Consider the following 21,962-nt stretch of genomic DNA (forward strand, 5'->3'; position numbering starts at 1 on the left):
GGGCGGGCCCTTCCGGGCCTGCCCGGCGCACGCCGCGCCTCCCGCACGCGCCCCCACTTCCCGTACGCACAACACCACTTCCCGTACGCACTCCCCCACTCCCCGTACGTCCACCACCCACTCCCCGTACGCCCCACTCACCGCAATCCGTGCCCGTCCGACCCGGCGGATGCCACGGAGGGCCGGAAGGAGCGCGATGACGTCTCCGCAGCGACTGGTGTGGGACGCGACCGCCCGGACACGTGGCTGGTTCGTCCTCGCCTCCGCGACCTCAGTCCTGGGGTCGGCCGGCACGCTGGCGTTCCCCTGGGCCATGGCGCAGGCCCTGGACGCGGTCGTCGCCCGGCGGCCCGCCACCGGTCCTGTCCTCGTCTGCGCCGCGCTCCTCGCCCTCGTCGTGACCACCGGGGCGCTCCAGACCCTGGCCAACGGGGGTTACGGCTCCGGCACGGTGGCCGCCCTCCGCAGGTCCCTGGCCCGACGCGCCTTGGACGCGGGGGTACCGGGTACGGCGGACTTCCCCGCCGGGGACCTCGCGGGGCGTCTCTCCGCGGGGTGCGCGCAGGCGGGCGCGGCCGGGGTCACCCTGGTCACGGCCTCGGCGGCGGTGCTGACCTCGCTCGGCGGCGTGGTCGCGCTGTGGCTGCTGGACTGGCGGATCGGGCTCTGCTTCTCGCTGGGCGTGCCGCCGTTGGTGGTCATCGCGCGGATGTTCATGAACCGCGGTTCGGGGCTCTTCCTCCAGTACCAGGAGACCCAGGGCAGGATCTCCGCCCTGTTGCTGGAAGCGGTCGGCGGGGCCCGGACCATCGGCGCGAGCGGCACGGCGGCGGCCGAGACGCGCCGGGTCCTGGAACCCCTCCCGGAACTGTCCCGCACCGGTCACCGCGTCTGGGCGCTGCAACGGGACACCGGTTGGCAGGTGGGCCTGCTGATCCCGGCCGTGGAGGTGCTGGTGCTCTGCGCCGGAGGTCTCGCCCTGCTCCACGGTGACATCAGCGCGGGCCAGCTCGCCGCGGTCGTCGGGTACACGGCGCTCGCGATGGCCGCGCTGGACCAGCTCGACGCCCTCTTCGCGCTCGGCATGTCGGCCGCCGGCGCACGTCGGGTCGCCGAGGTCGTCGACCAGCCGGCCCCGGCCCCCGGAACGCGGCCCCGCCCGGCGGGCGGTCACGGAACGGTGACCCTGTCGGGGGTGACCGTACGCTCGGGCTCCCGGCTCGTCCTGGACGCCGTGGACCTCACCGTCCCTGCGGGCACGGCGCTCGCGGTCGTCGGCCGGTCCGGGGCGGGCAAGAGCACCCTGGCGGCGCTGATCGGGCGGTTGCGGGAGCCCGATACGGGCACGGTCGCCATCGACGGCGTACCGCTGCGGGAGCTGACTCCCCAGGCCCTGCGCGTCGCCGTCGGCTACGCCTTCGAGCGGCCCGCGCTGCTGGGGACGACGGTGGCCGGGATGATCGCCTTCGCCCGCCCGGACGCCTCGCACGAGGATGTGGTGGCGGCCGCCGGGGCCGCCCGGGCGGACGACTTCGTCACCCGCCTGCCGCGCGGCTACGACACCCCGCTGACGGACGCCCCGCTCTCCGGCGGTGAGGTCCAACGACTGGGCCTCGCTCGGGCGTTGGTTCATGATCCGGCGGTCATCGTGCTCGATGACGCGCTGTCGAGCCTGGACACCGCCACGGAGGCGCGGGTCGACTCCGCGCTCGCCGCGGCCTGGTCGGACCGGACCCGGGTGCTGATCGCCCACCGGGTGTCGACCGCCGCCCGGGCCGACCTGGTGGCCTGGCTGGCGGACGGCACGATCCGCGCCCTGGGCCCGCACACCGAGCTGTGGCAACTCGCCGACTACCGGGCGCTGTTCGCGGCGAGCAGCACCGTCCCGGAGGCCGAGGCGGACCACGAAGCCCGGGCCACGACCGATCCCGGGGCGGACCACGGCACGCACGAACATGCGAACCCGCACGCCCAGGAGCCGGTATGAGCAAGGCAGCCCCGCGCCCCATCGACCGGAAGGGCGAGGCGGCCCCGCGCCCCATCGACCGCCACATGTTCGCCGGGTTCCTGCGGCAGCACCGCGCGGCGGCGGTGGCGGTGACGGGCTGGTCGCTGCTGGAGGCGGTTCCGGCGCTCGCCTCCGGGCTGCTGGTGGCCGCCGCCCTGGACCGGGGTTTCCTCGCGGGACGGCCCGCCGAGGGCTTCTTCTGGATCGGTCTGCTCGGGGCCGCGATGGTCTTCCGCGCCCTGATGACGCGCACGCTGACGCCGTGGCTGGGGCGGCTCGTGGAGCCGCTGCGGGACGACCTGGTGACGGCCGTGGCCGCCGGAGCCGTACACCGGGCGGCGGCGGGGGCGCGGGGTACGGCGGGCGCGGGAGTGGCCCGGCTGACGGTCCAGGTCGAGACCGTACGGGCGCTGGTGTCCGCTCTGCTGCGCTCGGCCCGCCAGTTGGGCGTCTCCTTGGTGATGGCGTTCGTGGGCCTGGCCGCCCTGTCCGCCCCGGTGGCGGCCCTCACCCTGCCCCCGGTCCTGCTCACCCTGCTGCTCTGCGCCCCCCGGCTCCGCGTCCTCGCCCGCCGCCAACGCCGCCAACTGCGGGCGGAGGAGGCCCTGACGGCGGCGGCGGGCGAGGCGTTCGAGGGCATCCGGGACATCGTCGCGTGCGGCGCCCGGGACCGGGTGGCCGGCGATCTGTCCGCCCGGATCACCGAGCACCGGGACGCGTGCAGGGCGGTCTCCCGGACCGCGTCGGCCAACACCTTGCTGGTCTCGCTGGGCAGCCATCTCCCCCTGCTGGTCCTGCTGTTGGCGGCCCCGCGACTCCTGGACCGAGGCGCGCTGTCGGTGGGCGAGCTGCTGGGCGCGACCAGCTACCTGGTGAGCGGGGTGGCCCCGGCCCTGCGCTCGCTCGTCGCCGTACTCAGCTCGTGGGGCGTGCAGTTGGCGACCGTCCTGCGCCGGTTGAGCCGGTCGACGCCCACCACGGCGCACGGGACGCCCGGGAGGTCCGGGAGGTCCGGAACGTCCGGCCCGGATCGTCCCGCGCGGACCCCGCGCTCGCCGGACCTGTCCCTGGTCGACGTCGGGTACGCGTACGGGCCGGGGGCGGTGCCCGTGATCGACGGGCTCTCGCTCGACATCCCGGCCGGATCGCATCTGACGGTCGTCGGGCCCAGCGGTGCGGGGAAGTCGACCCTCACGACGCTGCTGGCGGGGATGGCCCGGCCGGACAGCGGACGGCTGACCCTGGGCGGCGTACCGGCGGCGGCCGTCGACCGCGCCTGGCTCCACCGGGCGGTGACGCTGATCCCGCAGGAGGCGTACGTGTTCACCGGGACCGTGCGGGACAACCTGCGCTATCTGCACCCGGAGGCGCGGGACGCCGATCTGCTCGCGTCGGCGACGGCCGTCGGCGCGCGGGCCCTCGTGGACCGGCTCGGCGGCCTGGACGCGCCCATCGGGCTGGACGGGCCGCCGCTGTCCTCCGGTGAACGGCAACTCGTGGCCCTGACCCGCGCGCATGCGTCCCAGGCGTCGATCGTGCTGCTGGACGAGGCGTGCTGCCACCTCGACCCGGCGGCCGAGGAGCGGGCCGAGCGGGCGTTCGCGGAGCGGGGCACCACCCTTGTCGTGGTGGCGCACCGCATCAGCTCCGCGCTGCGCGCCCCGCGCGTCCTGGTGCTCGACGGCGACCGTACGGCCGTCGGCACACACGGCCAACTCCTCGACGAGAGCCCGCTCTACGCGGACTTGGTGGGGCACTGGGTAGCCGCCGGAACCTCGTAGGCGTTGTGGCAGACTGCGTCGACTGACTGGTCCACACCACGTGTATCTGGAGTTCGGTATGACGGCACAGGCTCCTCACCCCCCGATCGACACGAGCAAGCCCCACTCGGCCCGGGTCTATGACGCGCTGCTCGGCGGCAAGGACAACTACCCGGTGGACCAGCAGGTGGCCGACCTCCTGCCCATCGAGGCGAAGATCGGGGCGCACCAGCAGCGTGCCTTCATGAACCGTGCGACCGCGTGGCTGGCGGGCGAGGGCGTGACGCAGTTCCTGGACATCGGGACGGGCATCCCCACCGAGCCGAACCTGCACCAGATAGCCCAGGAGATCCGCCCCTCCGCCCGGGTCGTCTACTGCGACAACGACCCCATCGTCCTGCGCCACGCCGAAGCACTGCTGATCAGCCGGCCGGAGGGCGTGACGGACTACGTCCACGCCGACGTCCGCGAGCCCGCGCTCATCCTCGACGCGGCCCGCGAGTCCCTGGACTTCGACCGCCCGATCGCCCTGTCGCTCCTCGGCCTCCTCCACTTCCTCCCCGACGCCGAGAACCCGATCGGCATCATCCGTACGTTCACCGACCAGATGGCGCCCGGCAGTTACGTCGTGCTGTCCCACGGCGCGTCCGACGTGAACGAGGAGAAGGGGGAGCAGAGCGCCGACGAGTACAAGAAGGGCGGCATCCAGCTGGCCCTGCGGACCCGCGAGGAGTTCGCCAGGTTCTTCGAGGGCCTGGAGATCGTCGAACCCGGCCTGGTGAAGGCCCCGGAGTGGTTCAACGGCACCCCCGCCCCCGATCAGGAGCACAGCGGCATGTACGTGGCGGTGGCCCGGGTCCCGTAACCGGAAGCCCCACTCGCCTCCCCGCCGCCTCCGCCCGTCCGGGCCTCCGCCGCGACACGCTCCCGCCAAGGCGGCGGCGGAGGCTGGGGATCGGCCTCGGCACGGGCCTGTACGTCGGCCCAGTAGGCGCGTTGCTCCTCACGGTGGCAGGGCCCGCAGGTGGTGACCCACGACGCGTGAGGCCGGAACACATGCTCCTCGCCTGGCCCGTCGCAGGCGATCAGGGGCAGGGGCGGCGGCGGCGCGGACCCCGCCGCCACCACCAGGTCCGCCGTCTCCGCCGAAGGCGCGGGCAGTTTCTCCCGCAGCCGGTGCTCCAGGAACCCGAAGGCCGTCCGCACTCCCTCCACCGGCAGGGAACTGCTCAGCGCCAACCGCAGATCCCCGGCGCTGACGCCCCGCCGCAGCCATTCGGCGGCGAGCGCGGCGAGCTTGCGGGCCTCGCACACCCCGAGCGAGAGCTCACGCGTCCGGTGCCGCAGAGAAAGCAGCACGCGCTCGGCGAGCAGCACGTCATCCTGCGCGGGAGGCGGCGACTCTTGGGCGGCTTCGCCCGCTTCGGCCGCTTCGGCGTCCTCGGCCCCTCCGGTTGTTTCAGCCGCTTCGGTGGGTGGGCGGGAAGAGTCTTCGCCCTGTTCTTCGTCTGCGGGTAATTGACCACCGGCCATCCGACCGGTCGGCTCACCGACCGTCGGAAAGTGCGTACTCGGAGCGGGCGGCTCGTCCGGCATCGCGGAAACGCCCACGGCGTCGTGCCCGTCGACGGGCACACCGGCCCGGAGTCGCGCGGCCTGGTCATCCGTCAACGGCTCGTTGCTGAACACCTGCACGGTCCGCCAGCGCCCTCCGGCGACGGCCTCCCGCTTCTCGTGCACGTATCCGTACGTCACGAGATCGGCCTTGGCCTTCTGGTAGGCGCGACCGGTCATGCTCAGGGCACGGGCGTGCTCGCCCAGCGCCTTGTCCCGGTGCTCTTCGGGCAGCCCCTGGACGTAGAGGACGAGAATCTTCGCGTCGCTGCCCATACGCCGGTGGCGCACAAGCCCGTTGGGGGCCTTCGTGTAGCCCCGAGGGGGCGGGATAACATGCGAAAGCATCGCGGGTGGAACTCCATGATCCACTAGTGGTGAAGGCCCTCGGGTTGGTGCGCCAAACACCTCCGGGGGCCGCCCCATGCGCCGCCTCAGCCGAGCGCACGGAACGTGATGACGCGATTACGTTACCGCAGGAGGTGACCTCCGCATCACGCTCTGTCTACGGCAGGCGGCCCGGTCACTCGTACCGGTACTTCAGCGAATCCGCCTCCACCTGCTCGATGTCGGCGATCGTCAGCTCCGGCATCCGCAACTGGGCCAACGTGACCTCGGCCGAGGCCGGCTGGGCGTCCACCGGCAGCCACTGCTCCGGCCTCCAGGCCCCGCTGCGCAGAAACGACTTGGGGCAGTGCGGGTAGACCTCCTCGATCCCCACCACCAGCGCACTGGCCGGCGGCTTGCCCACGGCAGTCAGCTGGGACAGCAGCTCCGGACGGGTGGAGACGCAGGCCCGCCCGTTCACCCTGAGCGTCGTGGTGCGCCCCGGAATGACGAACAGCAGCCCGGCCCGCCCGGTGGCGATGACGTTCTGCCAGGAATCCAGACGCTTGTTGCCGGTCGCGTCGGGTATCACCACCGTCCGTGAATCCAGCACGGCGACGAACCCGGCGGGGCCGCCGCGCGGGGAGACGTCGCAGTTGCCGTCGGCGTCCGTGCTGGCGATCATGACCAGCGACGAGCAGCCGATCAACCGCGTGGTTTGCTCGGTGAGTTCGGTCATCTGCTTGCGCACGGCCGCAGGTCCGGGGCGCTCGTACGCCTCCCACAGAGCCTCCGGGTCGGACAAGGCGTCGAGGCGGAGCGATTCGAAGGCGCTACCGGCAGGAAATGGCGTCATGGCACCGACCCTAAGCGCCCCCGGTCCGGGGGCAACCGACCTCGGGTCAGTCCCTCACCCGGCATCCCGCGCGCAGCCAGGCCATCTCGTGCAGCAGCGCGGCATCCACGAACGGATCCTGCGCCGTCGGCAGCGACCGCCAGTCCAACGGCCACGTGCCGCCGCCCAGCGCGGGCACCCCGACGAACGCGTCCCCCCGCGCACTCCTGCTCATCGCCTCCACCCCGGGAGGCCACCGGTGCTCGGCGGCGGTCCCGGGTGCGAGCAGGAAGTACATGCTGCGCTCGCCGATGCCGGAACGGACGATGGGACCGGCCTGGAAGTCGGTGAACTGCATGACCTCGTAGGCGATTTCCTCGCCGAGCAGCCCGATGGCGCGGACGGCGTCGAAGTGGATCCCGACATGGCGGAGGGCGTGGCCGGAGGCGGGAATCCAGGAGGGATGGAAGGGGACCGGATCCGGTGAATTCTTCAGTTCCATGCGCTCAGCGTTGCGGCAGACACGTACGGTGACCAGGGTCACAAGCGCTTTGTGAACAGTGGTGTACATGTGAGGTGAGCCCGTGCACTCCAGTGATCCGCCGGAAAGCACCGCAGAGATGTTCGGTCTGCTGCTGCGGCACTTTCGCGTGCTGGCCGGGCTTTCCCAGGAGCAGCTGGGCAAGCGGATCGGCTACTCCAAGTCCCAGGTCGCGATGGTGGAACGGGGCGCCCGACCGCCGACGGACGTCTTCGTGCAGCGGGCGGACGAGGTGCTGCACGCACAGGGTGCGTTGATCGTCGCCGCACCGAAGCCGCCGAAGCAGACGGAGCGGCGGAACCCGCTGCCGGGCTGGTTCACGCCGTTCGCGGACGAGGAGGAGAAGGCGTGGGCGAGGCACTCGTACGAGAACCAGGTCATTCCTGGGCTGCTCCAGACGGAGGCGTACGCACAGGCGGTCTTTGCGAGCCACTATCCGACCTATGACGACGACGAGATCGAGGCGAAGGTCGCCGCTCGCCTCGAACGGCAGAAGCTGCTGTCCCGCAGGCCACTTCCCGATATCAGCTTCGTGCTGGAGATGATCGTGCTGGCTCGGCCGATCGGCGGTCGCCGCGTGATGAAGGCCCAGCTCCACCACCTCGCCGAGGTGGCGCGGCTCCGCCACGTACGCATCCAGCTGATGGACCCTGACCGGGAGGACCACGCCGCGCTGGACGGCCCGTTCGTCCTGCTGGAGACCGACAAGCGACAGCAGCTCGCCTATATCGAAGGGCAGGGCGGCAGCTTTTTCGTCACCGAACAACCGGAGCTGGGGAACCTGTTCGGTCAGTATGGCGTCACCAGGGCCCAGGCATACACTCCGGAGAGGACGCTGGAGAAGATCGAGAAGATGGCAGAGGAACTATGAGCACCGACCTCCACTGGTTCAAGTCCAGCTACAGCGGCAGCCAGGGCGGCGACTGCGTCGAGGTGGCACTCACCTGGTCCAAATCCACCTACAGCGGCAGCGAGGGCGGCGACTGCATCGAGGTCGCCACCTGCCCCCACACCGTCCACATCCGCGACTCCAAAGACCTCGCCGTCCCCGCCCTCGCCGTCTCCCCCGACACTTGGACGTCCTTCGTGGAGTTCGCCGCCTCGTAGCACCCGGCAGCCAAGCGGATCCCCTCTGCGGCGCGGCTCTCCGCCCTACCCCTGCACCGGGTTTCTGTCCAGCTTGCGTCGTTCCCGGTCGTTGGGGTGGCGGATGACCACTCCGCCCATGCCGCCGGCCCCGATGAGCCGGATCAGCGGAGTCCCCGGGAGCCGGTCGGACGTGGTCTCGTCCGTCAGGCCGCCGAGGCCGGGATCCATGCCGCTGGTGTCCGCGGACCAGCCATCCGGGATGACGATCGTGACGCCGGACGTCTCCCCGTACGCCTCCACCACGACCTCCGTGAGGCGGCACTCGACCCGGGTGAAGTCCATGCGCACGCCACCCACGCCGCCGTGCGCGGTCACGTGTCCGGGAACCTCCCAGCGCCCGGGCCCTCGGGACGCGCCGTACATGCCGCCCTTGAGCAGCAGCGGCGGCAGGCTCTCCGAGGAAGGGGGACTCGGCAGGTCAGCGGTCACGGCGGCCAACTCGGCGTGCGTCTTGGACGTCAGCGCCTGCTCCAGGCGCGCATCCAGCTCGTCGAAATCGATGCGTCCCTCGGCTGCCGCGTCCCGCAGCTGTTCCACCACAGCTTCCCGGTCGTCGTGCGAGGCACGGAGCTTTCCTGATGGGACAGGGCGCGGAGAGGGCTCCGGAGGCTGGGCGGTCATGCCGCAAGAATAGGCAGCCGGGGCGGCGATCGCTCAGAGATATCCGTCCGCCCGAGCAGAAGGGGAGCGGGCGCCGGAGGTGGGGATCTCGCCATCGTTCATGCGGCGGCCGGCGACGGCCGGGGGCTTCGTGAATCTGCGCCACGGCCCCGTTCCGGCGGGCCGCCGCATGTTCAGCGCCTGTGTGAGACGCCCAGCTCGATGAGGTAGCGCTTGCTCACCCGGCCGCCGTACCGCCCGTCGATCAGGCCCGCGACGCACGCCAACAGCCCGCTCCTGGCGGCCTCCGGAAGCGCCCGGTGGCCGGAGTAGGTCCGCAGCACGTCCAGATACTCCGCCGTGGTGTACGTGAGGTCCCGCTCGTAGCGGCGGAAGACCGTGCGGCCGAACCGGCCGCTCCGGGCCACCTCCTCCGCGTGGTCCGTGTTGTCGACATCGTCGGCCGCGGGAGGCCGCATGCCGGGCGGTGTCGCCGGGTCGAAGCGCTCGTAGCAGCGCTGGACCTCGACGAAGAACTCCTCGGTGCCGCCCATCACATGCTGGCTGCGCACCACGGCGAGCGCCCCGCCGGGGCGCAGGGCATCGGCGGCTCTGGGCACGCGCACCGCCGGGTCGATCCAGTGGAACGCGGTCGCCGCGAGGACCACGTCGAACGGCTCCGCCGGCAGCGGCCAGCTCTCGAACTCCGCCGTCACCACCTCCGCCGCCGGGCACCCGGCCAGATTGCGGCGGGCGATCGCGGACATGTGCGGTCCCGCTTCCACGGCCGTGACCCGGCAGCCCAGCCCGGCCAGGGGCACCGTGGCCTGGCCGGTCCCGCAGCCGATCTCCAGTACGCGGCTGCCGGGGCCGGCACCCGCGAGGTCCGTGAGGTCGTCGTACAGCTCCGGCGGATATCCGGGCCTGGCCCGGTCGTACAGTTCCGCGTCCTCGTCGAAGGTGCGCCTCAGCAGCGCCCGCCGGGTCTCCTCGGGACTGTCGTCGCGTCGCGGATGCGCGGTGGTGTCGGGCATGGAAAGCAGGCTAGGCGAAGCTCCGCCCGCGCATGGGCGGGCGGGACGATCAGTCCTCCTGGTCCGGTGTGGCCGACCGCACCAGGGACACGGGCTCCGTCTGCTGGTTGGAGGCGGAGACGCGGGTGGTGTGCCGGGTGAGGCGCAGGCCCATGGCGGTGAGGGCGTCGGTCTCGTAGAGCGCGCACAGGAGCGCGGCCGCGGCCGGGAGCGGCAGCGGGGCGGTGGGGCTGTACCCGAGCTGCTCGGCCGTGTCGGGGTCGTCGAGGGCAGCCTGCCTGGCGTGGGCGAGCACCAGGCGGGGGTCGTCGACGACGAGTTCGTCGATCTGAATGCGCTGGGCGCGGACGCGCAGATCTAGCGGGCGGGGCTGGGCGGACCTCGGGGCCGCGACGACGGACCGGAGTCGCGGGTGGGTCAGCGGGGTCACGTCGGCCAAGTGGTCCAGGGGGGTCAGGGGAGTCACGTCGGACAGGTGGTTCATACGGTGGGCTCCAGAGAACGGGCCGCCGGAACGACGGTGCGCGGAACGGCAGTACACGTAACGGCTGGGGCGGTGGCTGAGGCGACGGGGGCAGGGGGCAAGATCGGCCCGGTCTCTCCGAGTTGGCGTGCGATCGAGTCGGACATGCTTACCTTGGGAGCGGTGTGCGGGTGTCGCAAGGTGCGCTGTGTGCACTGTGCGCAGGCTGCGCGGAATGTCGGACAGATCGAGCCGGAGCGGGGAGGGGAAGCCGTGGCGCGCGAGCGGTCGGGCCGTACGGCACGTCACCTGGTCCTGGTGGCCCGCCTGCGGCGTCTGCGGGAGGGCGCCGGCCTGTCCGTCCCGCAGGCCGCCACGCAGTTGGGATGGCATCCCTCGACGCTGCGACGGCTGGAACAGGCGCAGACCTCCCTCGACGTGGGCCAGGTGTCCGCCCTGCTCGGCCTCTACGGGGCGGGCGCGGCCGAGACCGACGACATCATGGGACGGCTGAACGCCGCCAACATGCCCGGCTGGTGGCATCCGTGGCGGGACGCGATGGCCCCCTGGCTGATGGACCTGATGAGCGTGGAGTCCGCGGCCAGCGTCGTCCGCACCTGGCATCCGGCGCTGGTCCCGCTGCTGCTGCGGACCCCGGCGTACGCGATGGCCGTGGACGAGATCATGTTTCCGGAGAGGGACCCGGCCGCGCGGCAGCGGCGGGCGGACTTCCTGGTCGAGCGTCAGAAGCGGCTCCAGGAACAGCAGACCCGGCTCTGGGCGGTACTCCCCGTCACCGCGCTGCGCTGCCGCGTGGGCGGCGACGAGGTGATGCGCGAGCAGCTCAGGACGCTCCAACAGACCGCGGAGCGCGGTGATGTGACCATGCAGCTGCACCCCGAGTACGCCCCGCCGCACCCGCTCACCGGTGTCCCGGCGCTCTCCCTGTACCGGGTGGAGATCCGGGAGATCGCGGACCATGTGGTGCGGGAGGGCGGGCTGCCCGGCACGGCGGAGGTGTGGGACAGCCCGCATCCCGTGCAGACGTATCAGGGAATGCTGGACGTGTCGTGCGTGATGGCGATACGGCCGGCCCGAACCAGAGAGGTACTACAGGATGAGTACGACCGGAAATGGGCCTGAACTGCCCGCGCAGATCGACACGAGCGTCGCGCACTCCGCACGCGTCTGGAACTACTGGCTCGGCGGCAAGGACAACTTCCCGGCGGACCGGGCGGCGGGCGACGCCTACCGGGAGAAGTACCCGCTGATCGAGACGTTCGCGAAGGAGTCCCGGGACTTCCTGCGCCGAACCGTCACCTACCTCGCCCGGGACGCCGGGATCCGGCAGTTCCTCGACGTCGGTGCGGGGCTGCCGACCGCGAACAACACGCACGAGGTCGCCCAGCGCATAGCCCCGGAGTCCCGGATCGTCTACGTCGACCACGACCCCCTGGTGCTCCTGCACGTCCACGCGCTGCTGACCAGCGCACCCGAGGGTGCGACCGCCTACGTCGAGGCGGACATGCGCGACACCGAGGCCGTGCTCGCCGGGGCGGCGGAAACCCTGGACCTGACGCAGCCGGTCGCCCTCGTCATCAGCGACGTCCTGGGCCACATCGTCGACTGGGACGACGCGCTGTCCCTGGTACGCCGGCTGACGGACCGCCTCCCCTCCGGCAGCTACCTCTCGCTCAGCCACTCCACCGCCTCCGACGAAGCCCACCGGGCCGTCCAGGACGAATACAACGCGAGCGGCGCGATCCCGTACATCTTCCGGGAGCCGGAGACCACGATCGCGTTCTTCGACAAGCTGGAGATGGTGGAGCCGGGGATGGTGTCCTGGCCGAACTGGCGGCCCGACGCGAACACCGGCACGACCACGGCCCGGGCCGGGTGGGGCGCGGTCGCCCGCATCCCCTAGGGGGTGTCCGGCGGATCAGGGCCGGACAGGCCGCGGCGTCTGGTGCGGTGCATCGCAAGGCGCTGGAACGTCCTCATCGCGGAGCGATTCGGACGTTTCGGCAACGCCGCGAGGTGCCGTGCCAGGCGTCGCGGCCCCGGGCAAGATTCGCCGGACATCCCCTAGCCCTCATCCGGACCATGTCCACAACTGCCGTGCCGCGTGCGGGATCTCCTCGTGCGCGGCACGCACGGCCCGCAGAGGCTCGCCGATGAGCACCACAGGCACGACCGGTCGCGAGGCCGCCTGCCCGGGCGGCCCCCGGCACGGGCAGGAGACGGCGGACCGGCTGCTGCGGGCGGCGACCCGGTCCGGGGCGCATCTGATCGCCGAGGCCGCGTTGCTGGTCCAGGGGTGGGCGGTGCTGGCCGACCCGATCGCCGGAGCCGTCTACAGCACCCCCGCCGCCGCGGCCGCCGACGGCGTACACGCGGCGGCCGCCCCGCAGGAGCACCCGTACTGCGTCCAGCGCCCGGCGGCCGGAGCCGTTCTCGTGCTGGCTCCGGGGCCCGCCGTCCCCTCGGAGCGCGCCTCCCACGTGGCCACGACCACCGCGGCCCTCCTGGAGGTGCGCGGGCAGCGCGCGGCGGAGCTGCGGGGCGAGCAGATGCGGCTGCACACCACCCTCGTCCGGCTGTTGCTGGCCGGCCACACCACCGCCGTCGCCGACACCCTGGGCGGAAGCGGGCTCTCGCATGTCACGGTCTACCGGCTCACCGGCGCCGACATCCCCACCGCCCACCAGGTGCTCTGGCGGGCGGTCCGCCCCTCACTCGCCCCGCACGCCGACGCCTGCACCCTGCTGGGCCGGCTGGACGGCGAACTCGTCGTCGCCGAGCTCCACCACGGCGGCGACGACGGGCGGATCCTGCGGCTGGTCTCCCGGGTGAGCGAGCGGCACCACCTGCTCGCGGGCATGGCCGGACCGCTGCCCCTGGCCGAGATGTCCACCGCCCACAGCGACGCCGCCGCCGCCCGGCACAGCGCCACCCCCACCCGCCGTATCGTCCCCGCCGACGCCGTCGGCACCTCCCGGCTCGCGCCCCTCCTACCCCCCGGCCCGTACGCCCGGTGGGCGGGATCCGTGCTGCGCCCGCTGACCCCGGCCCACCAGCGCCTGCTGCTCGTCTGGCTCCGCACCGGCAGCAAGCCCCGCGCCGCCACCGCGCTCGGCCTGTCCGCCGGCACGGTCCGGGCCCGGATACGCGACCTCTCCCGGCTGCTCGGCGCGGACCTGGAGGACGCCACCGTACGGGCGCATCTGCTGCTCGCCCTCCGCGCGCCCACCCCCGCCGACGCCGACGACGACACCGATGCCAACGGCGGCGAAGGCGCAGGCGATGAGGTCCGGGGCGGAGGCGGCCCGGACCGCCTGGAGACTCCGCCGTCCGGTCTCCTGGACACCGAGGCGGTCCGGGCCTGGGCCTGGGGCCTGCTCGGCGGTCTGGAGCCGCACCTGCGGATCGCCCTGGCCTGCTGGCTGCGCCAGCACGCCCGGACCGCCCCCGCCGCTGCCGAGCTGCACGTCCACCGCACCACCCTGGCCACCTGGCTCACCCAGTGCGCCGAACACCTCGCGCGAAACCTCGCCGACGCCACCGTGCGGGCCGAGATCCACCTTGCGCTGAGGGCCACCCGGACCGGTCCCGACGACCCGGCGGCCCTGCCCCGGCGCGGCGGCCGCACCTACCGCCGTCCGTGACCGGCGCGGAAGGGAGTGGCAGGCTTCAGGACGGCGCCTGGCCCGTCTCGAAGCGGCTGACGCGGTCGCCGGTGATCGTGAAGAGCCAGCGGGTCCGCATCGTGCCCCAGGTGTCGTTCGTGTAGTCGACGACGAGGACCCGGCCGTCGTCGGAGGCGTCCACGACCTGCATACGGCCATTGGCCTTCGGGGAGAAGATCTCCTTCTCCGTCCAGGCCGCCAGGTCCCGTTCGCTGCCGTCGTCGGACATCGTCGCGTCCTCGGTGAGAACGTCGGCGAAGAAGGCGTCCTTGTCGCCCGCGTTCACCGTGGCGATGAACTTCTCCACCACCGGGTCGCTGATCGATGCGGTCATCGTGGTCCTCCTCGGTACGGGTAGCCCGGGGCGGGGCCCCGGAGATCCGTACCGAGTCTCTGCCGGTCGGACCGCCGCCGCATGTCGAGGCGGCGGGCCGGGAGGCGCAGGGCCGGGCCCCGGTGGGACCCGGCCCCCAGGGCGCGCCCCAGCCGGCGACGACCTCGCCGAAGCCCGTGTTCCCGTCACCCGACACGGCCTGTCGGCACGCTCGGAGCGCGGGCCCGGCCCGGGTGCCCGGAAAGGTCATTGACGCGACCGTGCGGGTCACGAAGGATCACCGCGTGACGAGCATCGAACAGCCTTCGCCCGCCCCCGACCAGACCCGCCCCATCGCCCTGATCACCGGCGTCGGCCGCAGCATCGGCATCGGCGCGGGCATCGCGCGCCGGCTGGCGGCCTCCGGCTGGGACGTGGCCTTCACCTACTGGACGCCGTACGACCGCCGCATGGACTGGGGCGCCGAACCGGGGGCCGCCGCGTCCATCGCGGCGGAGCTGGCGGAGGCCGGGGCCGGCACGGCGGCGATCGAGGCGGACCTCTCCGACCCCGACGCGCCGACGCGCATCTTCGACGAGGCCGAGCAGCGCCTCGGCGGCCCGGTGACCGCGCTCGTCCTCTCGCACGCGGAGTCGGTGGACTCGGGGCTGCTGGACACCACCGTGGAGGCGTTCGACCGGCACTTCGCGGTGAACTCCCGGGCCAGTTGGCTGCTGATCCGCGAGTACGGGCTGCGCTTTGGCAGCGCACCCGGCACCGCCACGGGCCGGATCGTCGCGCTCACCAGCGACCACACCGTGGGCAACCTTCCCTACGGCGCGAGCAAGGGGGCCCTGGACCGCATCACCCTGGCCGCCGCGCACGAGCTGGCCCACCTCGGAGTGACGGCGAACGTCGTCAACCCGGGCCCCGTGGACACCGGCTGGATGACCGACGACCTGCGCGAGGCCGTGACCCGGGGCACCCCGCTCGGCCGGATCGGCACCCCGCGCGACACCGCCCACCTGGTGGACTTCCTGTGCTCCCCCGAAGGCCAGTGGGTCAACGGCCAGTTGCTGAAGAGCAACGGCGGAGCGGCCGCCTAGCCCGTACGCGAGAACCGCCCGCCGGGGCCCGGACCAGCACGCCACGTCAGCACGTCGCATCACCCCGCCCGGCCATGACGGAACGTCTAATCTGGCGTGGTCCATGTAGTGCACAGGGGGTCGTATGCACAACGAAGACAGGGCCGGCAGAGCGGACGACGGGACCCCCGGGGGTCCCGGGGGCCGCTGGGCGGACGACGCCCCCCGGACCGTGATCGACGGCCGCTACGAGCTGCTGGAACCGATCGGCAGCGGCGGGATGGGCGAGGTCTGGAAGGCCCACGACCTGCGGCTGCGCCGGTTCGTCGCCGTGAAGGGCCTGCTCGACCGGAACGCCATGACCGCGGGCACACAGTCGGCGGCGATGCAGCGCGCACGGCGCGAGGCGGAGGCCATCGCCAAGATCGAGCACCAGAACGTGGGGACGGTCCACGACCAGGTCGAGACCGACAACCAGGTCTGGATCGTGATGAAGCTGCTCGACGCGCGTTCCGTCGGCGACCTGTTGAGCCGCGAGGGGGTCCTCGCCGTGCCGAGGGCCGCCACCATCGGCCTCCAGGTCCTCCAGGGCCTGCGGGCGGTCCACGCGGCCTCGGTCGTCCACCGCGACGTGAAGCCCGGCAACGTCCTCGTCCGGGACGACGGCCTCGCGATCCTGGTGGACTTCGGCATCGCCACCTTCGAGGGCGCGGACCGGGTGACCCGGACCGGAAGCGTCATCGGCACCCCCTCCTACCTGGCGCCCGAACTCTTCGCCCCCGCATCCCCGGGCCCCGCACCGGCCTCCGACCTGTGGGCGCTGGGGGTCACGCTGTACGAGATGGTCGAGGGCCGCGTGCCGTTCGCCGGGCACGAGGTCTGGGAGGTCCAGGAGAACATCCGGCACTCCCCCGACCCCGTCCTCCGGTACGCCGGGCCTCTCGCCCCGGTCGTCCAGGGGCTGTTGATCACCGACCCCCGGGAGCGCCTGGACGCGGCGACGGCGGAGGCGATGCTCCGCGAGGTGCTCGCGGATCCCGCCGCGCCGAACGGCGGCGGGGCCGCGTCGGCGACGCACCCGCCGACGGCCGTGCCGACGCAGGACCCCTCGACACCCTTTCTGGGCGCGGCCGTTCCACCCCCGGCGCCTGCCGTTCCCACGACCGCCCCGCCGCCGCCTTCCGGCCCCCGCAGCCGCTACGGGGGCTGGAAGGCGGCGGCGGCCGTGCTGTGCGTGGCGCTGGCCGCCGGCGCGGGCTGGCTGGTCTCGCAGGGCGGCGGCGAGGGCGGCGGGACGGGCGACCGGGCGGGCTCGGCGCGCGGCCAGGGCGAGGGCCCGGCCGGCAGCGGCTCGCAGGAGCGGTGGAAGGACACGCACCCCACACTGGAGATCGGCGTCAAGGACGACCAGCCCGGGCTGAGCAAGTTCGACAGGAAGACGCGTACGTACCGGGGTTACGACATCGACCTGGCCTACGCGATCGCCGAGAGCATGGGTTACGGCAAGGGCGAGGTCGCCTTCAGCACGGTCGCCACCGACTACCGGAGCACCGCGCTGAAGACCAAGCAGGTGGACCTGGTCATCGCGTCGTACAGCATCACCGACGACCGCAAGACCGCCTCGCCCGGCGGCTACAGCGTCGACTTCGCGGGCCCCTACTACGAGGCGAGCCGGGGCTTCCTGGTCCGCGAGAAGTCGGCCAGGTACACCATCGACGACTCCAGCGATCTGCGGGACCTGGGCGTCGAGGTGTGCACGGCGCGGGAGTCAACGTACGAGAAGGCGCTGCCGGAGCAGGGTTTCACCATGGCGAAGTCGCAGCCCAACACCTACCAGGACTGCCTGGACAAACTGCTGGACCCGGAGTCCGACGTGTACGCGGTGGCCTCGGACGACATCATTCTCGCCGGGTACGTCGAGGCCAACCCGGGCAAGGTGCGGCGGCTGGAGAACATCCAGGGGGCGGAGGGCTACGGCGTGGCGATGCGGCCGGGGACCCCGATCCTCAAGGGCGAGGTGTGCTCGGCGCTCCGGACGATCCTGGACGGCCGGATCTGGGAGGACATGTACACGGAGAACCTGTCGGGCCTGGTGGGCGACAAGAACCCGCCGGGCCGCCCGGACCTGACGGAGTGCGAGGGGCACTGAGGCCCGGCTCACGGCTCCCGTCCCCCCGTCACGGCTCCCGGCCCGGCTCACGGCTCCGGGAACCGCTGCTCCCCGCACCGGATGCAGAAGACCGCGCGGGGTTCTGCGAGAGCCGCCCGCACTCCGGGCAGACCCGGGGAGCAGCGTTCACGGCGCCCAGGCTGCGCCGCTGCCGTAGGCTGTCCGGCTCACGCGAGGGAGGCCCGGGGATGGACCGGACACCGGACGACACGCTGTACCCACCGATCGAGCCGTACGAGACCGGCATGCTGGACGTCGGGGACGGCAACCTCGTGTCCTGGGAGGTGTGCGGCAACCCGGACGGCAAGCCGGCCCTGGTGGTGCACGGCGGCCCCGGCTCGGGCCGCAATCCCCGCTCCCGCCGGTACTTCGACCCGGACCGCTACCGGGTGGTCCTCTTCGACCAGCGGGGCTGCGGCCGCTCCACGCCGCACGCGAGCGACCCGGCGACGGACATGCGGCACAACACCACGGACCACCTGATCGCCGACATGGAACGCCTGCGGGAGCACCTGAACATCGACACGTGGCTGCTGTACGGCGGCTCGTGGGGCTCGACGCTGATCCTGGCCTACGCCGAGGAGCACCCGGAGCGGGTCACGGAGGCGGTGATCGCCGCGGTGACGACGACCCGCCGCAGCGAGATCGACTGGCTCTACCGGGGCGCGGGACAGCTCTTCCCCGAGGCCTGGGACGCCTTCCGCGCGGGCGTCCCCGAGACGAGCGACCCGGCCGGACTGGTCGCGGCGTACGCCCGCCGCATGGAGAGCGAGGACGCCGCCGTACGGGAGAGGGCGACGGCCGACTGGTGCGCCTGGGAGGACGCGGTCCTCTCGATGGAGACGATCCCGGGCCCGGCCCCGTACAGCGGCCGACCGGACCGTGACCAGCAGGCGCTCGTGCGGATCTGCTCCCACTACTTCGCCCACGGGGCCTGGCTGGAGGAAGGCCGGCTCCTCGCCCGCGCCCACCGCCTGACCGGCATCCCGGCCGCCCTGATCCACGGCCGCTTCGACCTCGCCGGCCCCCTGGTCACCGCCTGGGAACTGAACCGCGCCTGGCCGGACGCCGAGCTGACGATCATCGACAACGCGGGCCACATGGGCGGCGCGGAGACCCGTCGGGCGGTGCTGCGGGCGCTGGACGGGTTCGCCGGGAGGGGCTGACGGACGCCTCCGCGCACGCCCGGCCCGAAGGACCCATGGGGGGAGCGCCGGGACGGCCCCGGGACGACATACGACATGACAGGGCCCCGCTGGAGGGGGAACTCCGCGGGGCCCGGTGTCGTCGCACGGTGACGGCGTCAGTCGGTCAAGGCGTCCTTGGTCTTCTCCTTGGCCTGGCGGGCATCGCCCTTGGCCTGCTCCGCCCTGCCTTCGGCCGTCAGACGCTCGTTGCCGACGGTGCGCCCGGCGACTTGCTTCATCTTGCCCTTGGCCTGCTCGGTCTTGGCCCGGCTCTTCTCGTCGGCGGCCATGTCACTCACCTCTCGCTGAGCTCGGCGTTGCGGTCCCCCACCGCCTGACCCCCGCGGCCCGCTTCAAACATGTCGTCCGGTGCCGGCCCCACGGGCGGCCACCGGGGCCAGAGGCCTGACCTGCGCACAGCAGGGCATACGGCGTAGCGCCGGGGAGACAGACTCCAGCGGAACCGCCGCACGGCGGAGCAGACGTGGGGGGACCAGATGGAGACCACCGTTCCGGAGAGAGGGACCGGCGGGCGAGGGGCGCCCGCTCCCCGGCGCCCCGGCCGTTCCCCCGCCCTCTCCAGCGGAACCGCCCGGGCGGCGGCCCGGGTCGCCGCCTTCGCGGTCTGCCAGGCGGCCCTCGTGGCAGGGGCCGGTCTGCTGATCACCGGGCCGGCCCGTGAGCTGTGGCCGATGACCGCGGAGGACACCGTCGTCGAGGCGCTCGTGGGCGCGCGCACCGCCACGCTCACCACGGCCTCCGCACTCGTCTCCGCCCTGGGGGACACCGGCACGGTGGCAGGCCTCACCCTGCTGGCCTGCCTCGCCCTGGTCCTGGCGCCCCGGCTGCCCCTGTGGCGCGAGACGGTCTTCCTCGCCGCCGCGGTGTCCCTCCAGTCGGCGGTCTTCATGCTGATCACCGCCTCCGTGGACCGGACGCGCCCGGACGTGGAGCGCCTGGACGACTCACCGCCGACCTCCAGCTACACCTCGGGCCACACCGGGGCCGCCACCGCCCTCTACGCCGGGCTTGCGGTCCTGGTCCTGACCCGGGTCCGCGCCCCGTGGCGGGGGCCCCTGGCCGCGCTCCTGCTGCTCGTCCCGCTCCTCGTCGGGGTGGCGCGGCTCTACCGGGGCATGCACCACCCCACCGACGTGGTGGGAGGACTGGCGAACGGCGCGCTGTCCCTGGTCGTCGTGGGCCGGGCCGCGCTCGCCGGGCACTCCTGGGCGGCACGGCCCCCGGCCGACGCGGTGGACATCGCCGTGGCCGCCGCCGAACGCCGGCCCGCCCCCGTGCGGAAGCAGGCCACCGTCATCGTCAATCCGACGGTGACCGACGCCGCGACCCGGGACCGGCTGCGGCTGGTGCTGGCCCAGCACGGTTACCGCGACACCCCGTTCATCGACACCACCGCCCAGGACCCCGGCGGCGGCCAGACGGCCGGGGCCCTGCGCGCGGGGGCCGAGCTGATCGTCGTCTGCGGTGGCGACGGCACGGTCCGCGCGGTCGCGGACGCGCTGGCCGGCACCGGCGTGCCGCTGGTCCTCGTACCGTGCGGCACCGGCAACCTGCTGGCCCGCAACCTCGAACTGCCGCTCGGCCCCGCCGACGCGCTGGCGGCCGGCCTGACCGGCGAGCCGCGCGCCCTGGACCTCGGCCGGATCGAGGGCGACGGGTTCCCCGCCGTCCACTTCACGGCGATGGCCGGGGCCGGGCTGGACGCGGCCATGCTGGAGGAGACCTCCGACCGCGCCAAGTCGGCCCTGGGCTGGCCCGCGTACGTGCTGGCCGGGGCCAAGGGGCTGCGCGCTCCCCGGATGCGGCTGACCGTCAGCCTGGACGGCGGCCCGGAGCTGCACCGCACCGCCCGCATGGTCCTCCTCGCCAACATCGGCACGGTCCAGGCGGGCGCGGCGCCCGTGCCCGCCGCCAGGCCGGACGACGGACTGCTGGACCTGGCGGTCTTCGACCCCCGGGGCGCGGGCGGCTGGCTGCGCGCGGCCGGGGTACTCCTGCGCGGAAACGGAAGGGGCAGCGGAAGCGGAAGCCCCCGCACCGCGACGGACTCCGTCCGGGGCCCCGTCGAGTTCCACACCTTCCGCCGCGCCGAGCTGTCCTTCACCCGGCCGCAGCCGCGCGAGGTCGACGGGGATCCGGTGGGGCCCGGCCTCCGTCTCACCGCCGAGGCCCGGCCCGGCGCCCTGACCGTCCTGCTGCCCGCCCGGGAGCGGTGATGGGAACGGCGACCCGGGTCCCGGTGACCCGCGACATGAGCGGCGACGAACTCTCCGGCGACGAGGCGCTCGTGGCCCTGCGCCGATACGGCCGCTGGCCGTTGCTGCGGGACGCCTTCGCGCGTTTCCGCTACGCCGACGGCTTCAGCCACGCCCGCGCGCTGGCCCTCCAGACGATCCTGGCGGTCGTTCCGCTGGTGATCGCCTTCGTCGGTCTTTCGGCCGAACTGAACACCGAGAGCGTGGGCAGGCTCGCCGAGCTCACGATCCGCGGCGTCAGCGAGGGACCCAGCGCCGGAGTGGTCGACGACGCCCTCAGCCGCCACCAGCGGGGCGACGGCGACGGAGCGGAGGTCGCCCTCTGGCTGGGGCTCGCCTTCTCGCTGGCCAACGTCACCACCGCGATGTGCCAGATCGAGCGGGGGGCCAACCGGATCTACGGAGTGGAGCGGGACCGGGTGTTCCACCGCAAGTACCTGCGCGGTCTGGTCATGGCCGTGAGCGCCGGCATCCCGCTCGGCATCGGCTCGATCATGATGGTGGCCGGCGCAGACCTCGTCGCGGCGGCCGCCTCCGTGTACGGGCTGGGCGACACGGCCCGGGAGACGTTGACCGTGCTGCGCTGGCCGCTCGGTTTCCTGCTGGCGCTGATCTCGGCGAGCGCGATCTTCCGCCGCTCCCCGCGCCGGGCGCAGCCCGGCTACACCTGGCTGGCCTTCGGGGCCGCCGTCTACCTCGTCCTGTGGACGGTGCTGACGTGGCTCCTGAGCCTCTACCTCGGCATCAGCGGCTCGTTCGACACCGTCTACGGGCCCCTCAGCGCGTTCATGTCGCTGCTCCTGTGGGCCTATCTCACCTCCATAGCCCTCTTCGTCGGGCTGTCCTTCGCCGCCCAACTGGAGGCCGTCCGGGCCCGCAGGCCCGGACCGGTCACCGCCGACCCGGGAGCATGA

The 21,962-nt window shown here is 73.1% G+C and carries 21 protein-coding genes; 13 read left to right on the plus strand and 8 right to left on the minus strand.

Annotated elements, in window-relative coordinates:
* Nucleotides 1-196 precede the first annotated feature (196 nt).
* From ACFWRV_RS10340 to ACFWRV_RS10350, 3 genes are read left to right on the plus strand one after another with little or no spacing between them, the layout of a single operon-like run.
* Nucleotides 197-1,987 carry an ABC transporter ATP-binding protein gene (locus tag ACFWRV_RS10340; protein ID WP_384331191.1) on the plus strand — a complete coding sequence of 597 codons (1,791 nt, stop codon included), beginning with the start codon at nucleotides 197-199 and terminating at the stop codon, nucleotides 1,985-1,987.
* Complete coding sequence (locus ACFWRV_RS10345) at nucleotides 1,984-3,789, plus strand: ATP-binding cassette domain-containing protein (protein WP_384331195.1); 1,806 nt, start codon at nucleotides 1,984-1,986, stop codon at nucleotides 3,787-3,789. Before ACFWRV_RS10340 ends, ACFWRV_RS10345 begins: the two co-directional genes overlap by 4 nt.
* 58 nt (nucleotides 3,790-3,847) lie before the next feature.
* Complete coding sequence (locus ACFWRV_RS10350) at nucleotides 3,848-4,633, plus strand: SAM-dependent methyltransferase (protein WP_384331199.1); 786 nt, start codon at nucleotides 3,848-3,850, stop codon at nucleotides 4,631-4,633.
* Here the strand turns inward: ACFWRV_RS10350 and ACFWRV_RS10355 are convergent.
* From ACFWRV_RS10355 to ACFWRV_RS10365, 3 genes are all read right to left on the minus strand, one after another.
* The gene (locus ACFWRV_RS10355) at nucleotides 4,588-5,730 is read right to left on the minus strand and encodes a hypothetical protein (RefSeq protein ID WP_384331202.1); all 1,143 of its coding nucleotides are present in this window, start codon (nucleotides 5,728-5,730) and stop codon (nucleotides 4,588-4,590) included. The genes ACFWRV_RS10350 and ACFWRV_RS10355 overlap by 46 nt on opposite strands.
* Nucleotides 5,731-5,905: 175 nt before the next feature.
* Nucleotides 5,906-6,565, minus strand: coding sequence for an MSMEG_1061 family FMN-dependent PPOX-type flavoprotein (locus ACFWRV_RS10360; RefSeq protein WP_384331205.1), 660 nt, complete (start codon nucleotides 6,563-6,565; stop codon nucleotides 5,906-5,908).
* A 46-nt stretch (nucleotides 6,566-6,611) separates the two neighbouring features.
* Entirely contained in the window at nucleotides 6,612-7,046 is a 435-nt protein-coding gene (locus ACFWRV_RS10365) for a hypothetical protein (protein ID WP_384331207.1), read from the minus strand.
* An 82-nt stretch (nucleotides 7,047-7,128) separates the two neighbouring features.
* Between ACFWRV_RS10365 and ACFWRV_RS10370 the strand changes: the two genes are divergently transcribed.
* Both ACFWRV_RS10370 and ACFWRV_RS10375 read left to right on the plus strand, forming a co-directional pair.
* The gene (locus ACFWRV_RS10370) at nucleotides 7,129-7,956 is read left to right on the plus strand and encodes a helix-turn-helix domain-containing protein (RefSeq protein ID WP_384331210.1); all 828 of its coding nucleotides are present in this window, start codon (nucleotides 7,129-7,131) and stop codon (nucleotides 7,954-7,956) included.
* Nucleotides 7,953-8,192 (plus strand): DUF397 domain-containing protein, encoded by a 240-nt coding sequence (locus ACFWRV_RS10375; protein WP_384331213.1) that lies wholly within the window; start codon nucleotides 7,953-7,955, stop codon nucleotides 8,190-8,192. Before ACFWRV_RS10370 ends, ACFWRV_RS10375 begins: the two co-directional genes overlap by 4 nt.
* A gap of 45 nt (nucleotides 8,193-8,237) precedes the next feature.
* On the opposite strand, the gene ACFWRV_RS10380 is transcribed toward ACFWRV_RS10375, so the two are convergent.
* The 3 genes from ACFWRV_RS10380 to ACFWRV_RS10390 form a co-directional block, all read right to left on the minus strand.
* Complete coding sequence (locus ACFWRV_RS10380) at nucleotides 8,238-8,855, minus strand: DUF1707 domain-containing protein (protein WP_384331216.1); 618 nt, start codon at nucleotides 8,853-8,855, stop codon at nucleotides 8,238-8,240.
* Nucleotides 8,856-9,028: 173 nt separating this feature from the next.
* A complete protein-coding gene (locus tag ACFWRV_RS10385; protein WP_384331219.1) occupies nucleotides 9,029-9,868 on the minus strand; it encodes a class I SAM-dependent methyltransferase in 840 nt (279 codons plus the stop codon).
* A gap of 49 nt (nucleotides 9,869-9,917) precedes the next feature.
* Nucleotides 9,918-10,352 carry a hypothetical protein gene (locus tag ACFWRV_RS10390; RefSeq protein WP_384331222.1) on the minus strand — a complete coding sequence of 145 codons (435 nt, stop codon included), beginning with the start codon at nucleotides 10,350-10,352 and terminating at the stop codon, nucleotides 9,918-9,920.
* Between the two features lie 252 nt (nucleotides 10,353-10,604).
* Here ACFWRV_RS10390 and ACFWRV_RS10395 point away from each other — a divergent pair, with 252 nt between their 5' ends.
* From ACFWRV_RS10395 to ACFWRV_RS10405, 3 genes are all read left to right on the plus strand, one after another.
* Nucleotides 10,605-11,474 (plus strand): helix-turn-helix domain-containing protein, encoded by an 870-nt coding sequence (locus ACFWRV_RS10395; protein ID WP_384331225.1) that lies wholly within the window; start codon nucleotides 10,605-10,607, stop codon nucleotides 11,472-11,474.
* A complete protein-coding gene (locus ACFWRV_RS10400) occupies nucleotides 11,449-12,255 on the plus strand; it encodes an SAM-dependent methyltransferase (RefSeq protein ID WP_384331228.1) in 807 nt (268 codons plus the stop codon). Before ACFWRV_RS10395 ends, ACFWRV_RS10400 begins: the two co-directional genes overlap by 26 nt.
* A gap of 250 nt (nucleotides 12,256-12,505) precedes the next feature.
* Nucleotides 12,506-13,996, plus strand: coding sequence for a helix-turn-helix domain-containing protein (locus tag ACFWRV_RS10405; protein WP_384331231.1), 1,491 nt, complete (start codon nucleotides 12,506-12,508; stop codon nucleotides 13,994-13,996).
* Between the two features lie 25 nt (nucleotides 13,997-14,021).
* On the opposite strand, the gene ACFWRV_RS10410 is transcribed toward ACFWRV_RS10405, so the two are convergent.
* Nucleotides 14,022-14,351, minus strand: a complete 330-nt coding sequence (locus tag ACFWRV_RS10410) for a nuclear transport factor 2 family protein (protein WP_384331234.1) — start codon at nucleotides 14,349-14,351, stop codon at nucleotides 14,022-14,024.
* Nucleotides 14,352-14,635: 284 nt separating this feature from the next.
* Here ACFWRV_RS10410 and ACFWRV_RS10415 point away from each other — a divergent pair, with 284 nt between their 5' ends.
* The 3 genes from ACFWRV_RS10415 (at nucleotide 14,636) to pip (ending at nucleotide 18,751) form a co-directional block, all read left to right on the plus strand.
* Nucleotides 14,636-15,436, plus strand: coding sequence for an SDR family oxidoreductase (locus tag ACFWRV_RS10415; RefSeq protein ID WP_384331237.1), 801 nt, complete (start codon nucleotides 14,636-14,638; stop codon nucleotides 15,434-15,436).
* A gap of 124 nt (nucleotides 15,437-15,560) precedes the next feature.
* Entirely contained in the window at nucleotides 15,561-17,564 is a 2,004-nt protein-coding gene (locus ACFWRV_RS10420; RefSeq protein ID WP_384331240.1) for a serine/threonine-protein kinase, read from the plus strand.
* A 209-nt stretch (nucleotides 17,565-17,773) separates the two neighbouring features.
* Entirely contained in the window at nucleotides 17,774-18,751 is a 978-nt protein-coding gene (pip, locus tag ACFWRV_RS10425; protein WP_384331243.1) for a prolyl aminopeptidase, read from the plus strand.
* Between the two features lie 137 nt (nucleotides 18,752-18,888).
* Here pip and ACFWRV_RS10430 read toward each other — a convergent pair whose 3' ends face one another.
* The gene (locus tag ACFWRV_RS10430) at nucleotides 18,889-19,062 is read right to left on the minus strand and encodes a CsbD family protein (RefSeq protein WP_384331246.1); all 174 of its coding nucleotides are present in this window, start codon (nucleotides 19,060-19,062) and stop codon (nucleotides 18,889-18,891) included.
* 207 nt (nucleotides 19,063-19,269) lie between these two features.
* Here ACFWRV_RS10430 and ACFWRV_RS10435 point away from each other — a divergent pair, with 207 nt between their 5' ends.
* Together ACFWRV_RS10435 and ACFWRV_RS10440 are read left to right on the plus strand one after the other, a co-directional pair.
* Nucleotides 19,270-21,009 (plus strand): diacylglycerol kinase family protein, encoded by a 1,740-nt coding sequence (locus tag ACFWRV_RS10435; RefSeq protein WP_384331249.1) that lies wholly within the window; start codon nucleotides 19,270-19,272, stop codon nucleotides 21,007-21,009.
* Nucleotides 21,009-21,962, plus strand: a complete 954-nt coding sequence (locus ACFWRV_RS10440) for a YihY/virulence factor BrkB family protein (protein ID WP_384331252.1) — start codon at nucleotides 21,009-21,011, stop codon at nucleotides 21,960-21,962. Before ACFWRV_RS10435 ends, ACFWRV_RS10440 begins: the two co-directional genes overlap by 1 nt.

The sequence above is a fragment of the Streptomyces sp. NPDC058576 genome, assembly GCF_042718715.1.
Classification (GTDB): Bacteria; Actinomycetota; Actinomycetes; order Streptomycetales; family Streptomycetaceae; genus Streptomyces.

Excerpts from the sequence above, each read along its gene's own strand:
- ACFWRV_RS10400 (WP_384331228.1), top strand. The coding sequence starts at position 11,449 with ATGAGTACGACCGGAAATGGGCCTGAACTGCCCGCGCAGATCGACACG.
- ACFWRV_RS10345 (WP_384331195.1), top strand. The coding sequence starts at position 1,984 with ATGAGCAAGGCAGCCCCGCGCCCCATCGACCGGAAGGGCGAGGCGGCC.
- pip (WP_384331243.1), top strand. The coding sequence starts at position 17,774 with ATGGACCGGACACCGGACGACACGCTGTACCCACCGATCGAGCCGTAC.
- ACFWRV_RS10390 (WP_384331222.1), bottom strand. The coding sequence starts at position 10,352 with ATGAACCACCTGTCCGACGTGACTCCCCTGACCCCCCTGGACCACTTG.
- ACFWRV_RS10420 (WP_384331240.1), top strand. The coding sequence starts at position 15,561 with ATGCACAACGAAGACAGGGCCGGCAGAGCGGACGACGGGACCCCCGGG.
- ACFWRV_RS10340 (WP_384331191.1), top strand. The coding sequence starts at position 197 with ATGACGTCTCCGCAGCGACTGGTGTGGGACGCGACCGCCCGGACACGT.
- ACFWRV_RS10375 (WP_384331213.1), top strand. The coding sequence starts at position 7,953 with ATGAGCACCGACCTCCACTGGTTCAAGTCCAGCTACAGCGGCAGCCAG.
- ACFWRV_RS10435 (WP_384331249.1), top strand. The coding sequence starts at position 19,270 with ATGGAGACCACCGTTCCGGAGAGAGGGACCGGCGGGCGAGGGGCGCCC.
- ACFWRV_RS10430 (WP_384331246.1), bottom strand. The coding sequence starts at position 19,062 with ATGGCCGCCGACGAGAAGAGCCGGGCCAAGACCGAGCAGGCCAAGGGC.
- ACFWRV_RS10355 (WP_384331202.1), bottom strand. The coding sequence starts at position 5,730 with ATGCTTTCGCATGTTATCCCGCCCCCTCGGGGCTACACGAAGGCCCCC.
- ACFWRV_RS10440 (WP_384331252.1), top strand. The coding sequence starts at position 21,009 with ATGGGAACGGCGACCCGGGTCCCGGTGACCCGCGACATGAGCGGCGAC.
- ACFWRV_RS10365 (WP_384331207.1), bottom strand. The coding sequence starts at position 7,046 with ATGGAACTGAAGAATTCACCGGATCCGGTCCCCTTCCATCCCTCCTGG.
- ACFWRV_RS10410 (WP_384331234.1), bottom strand. The coding sequence starts at position 14,351 with ATGACCGCATCGATCAGCGACCCGGTGGTGGAGAAGTTCATCGCCACG.
- ACFWRV_RS10360 (WP_384331205.1), bottom strand. The coding sequence starts at position 6,565 with ATGACGCCATTTCCTGCCGGTAGCGCCTTCGAATCGCTCCGCCTCGAC.
- ACFWRV_RS10380 (WP_384331216.1), bottom strand. The coding sequence starts at position 8,855 with ATGACCGCCCAGCCTCCGGAGCCCTCTCCGCGCCCTGTCCCATCAGGA.
- ACFWRV_RS10385 (WP_384331219.1), bottom strand. The coding sequence starts at position 9,868 with ATGCCCGACACCACCGCGCATCCGCGACGCGACGACAGTCCCGAGGAG.
- ACFWRV_RS10350 (WP_384331199.1), top strand. The coding sequence starts at position 3,848 with ATGACGGCACAGGCTCCTCACCCCCCGATCGACACGAGCAAGCCCCAC.
- ACFWRV_RS10405 (WP_384331231.1), top strand. The coding sequence starts at position 12,506 with ATGAGCACCACAGGCACGACCGGTCGCGAGGCCGCCTGCCCGGGCGGC.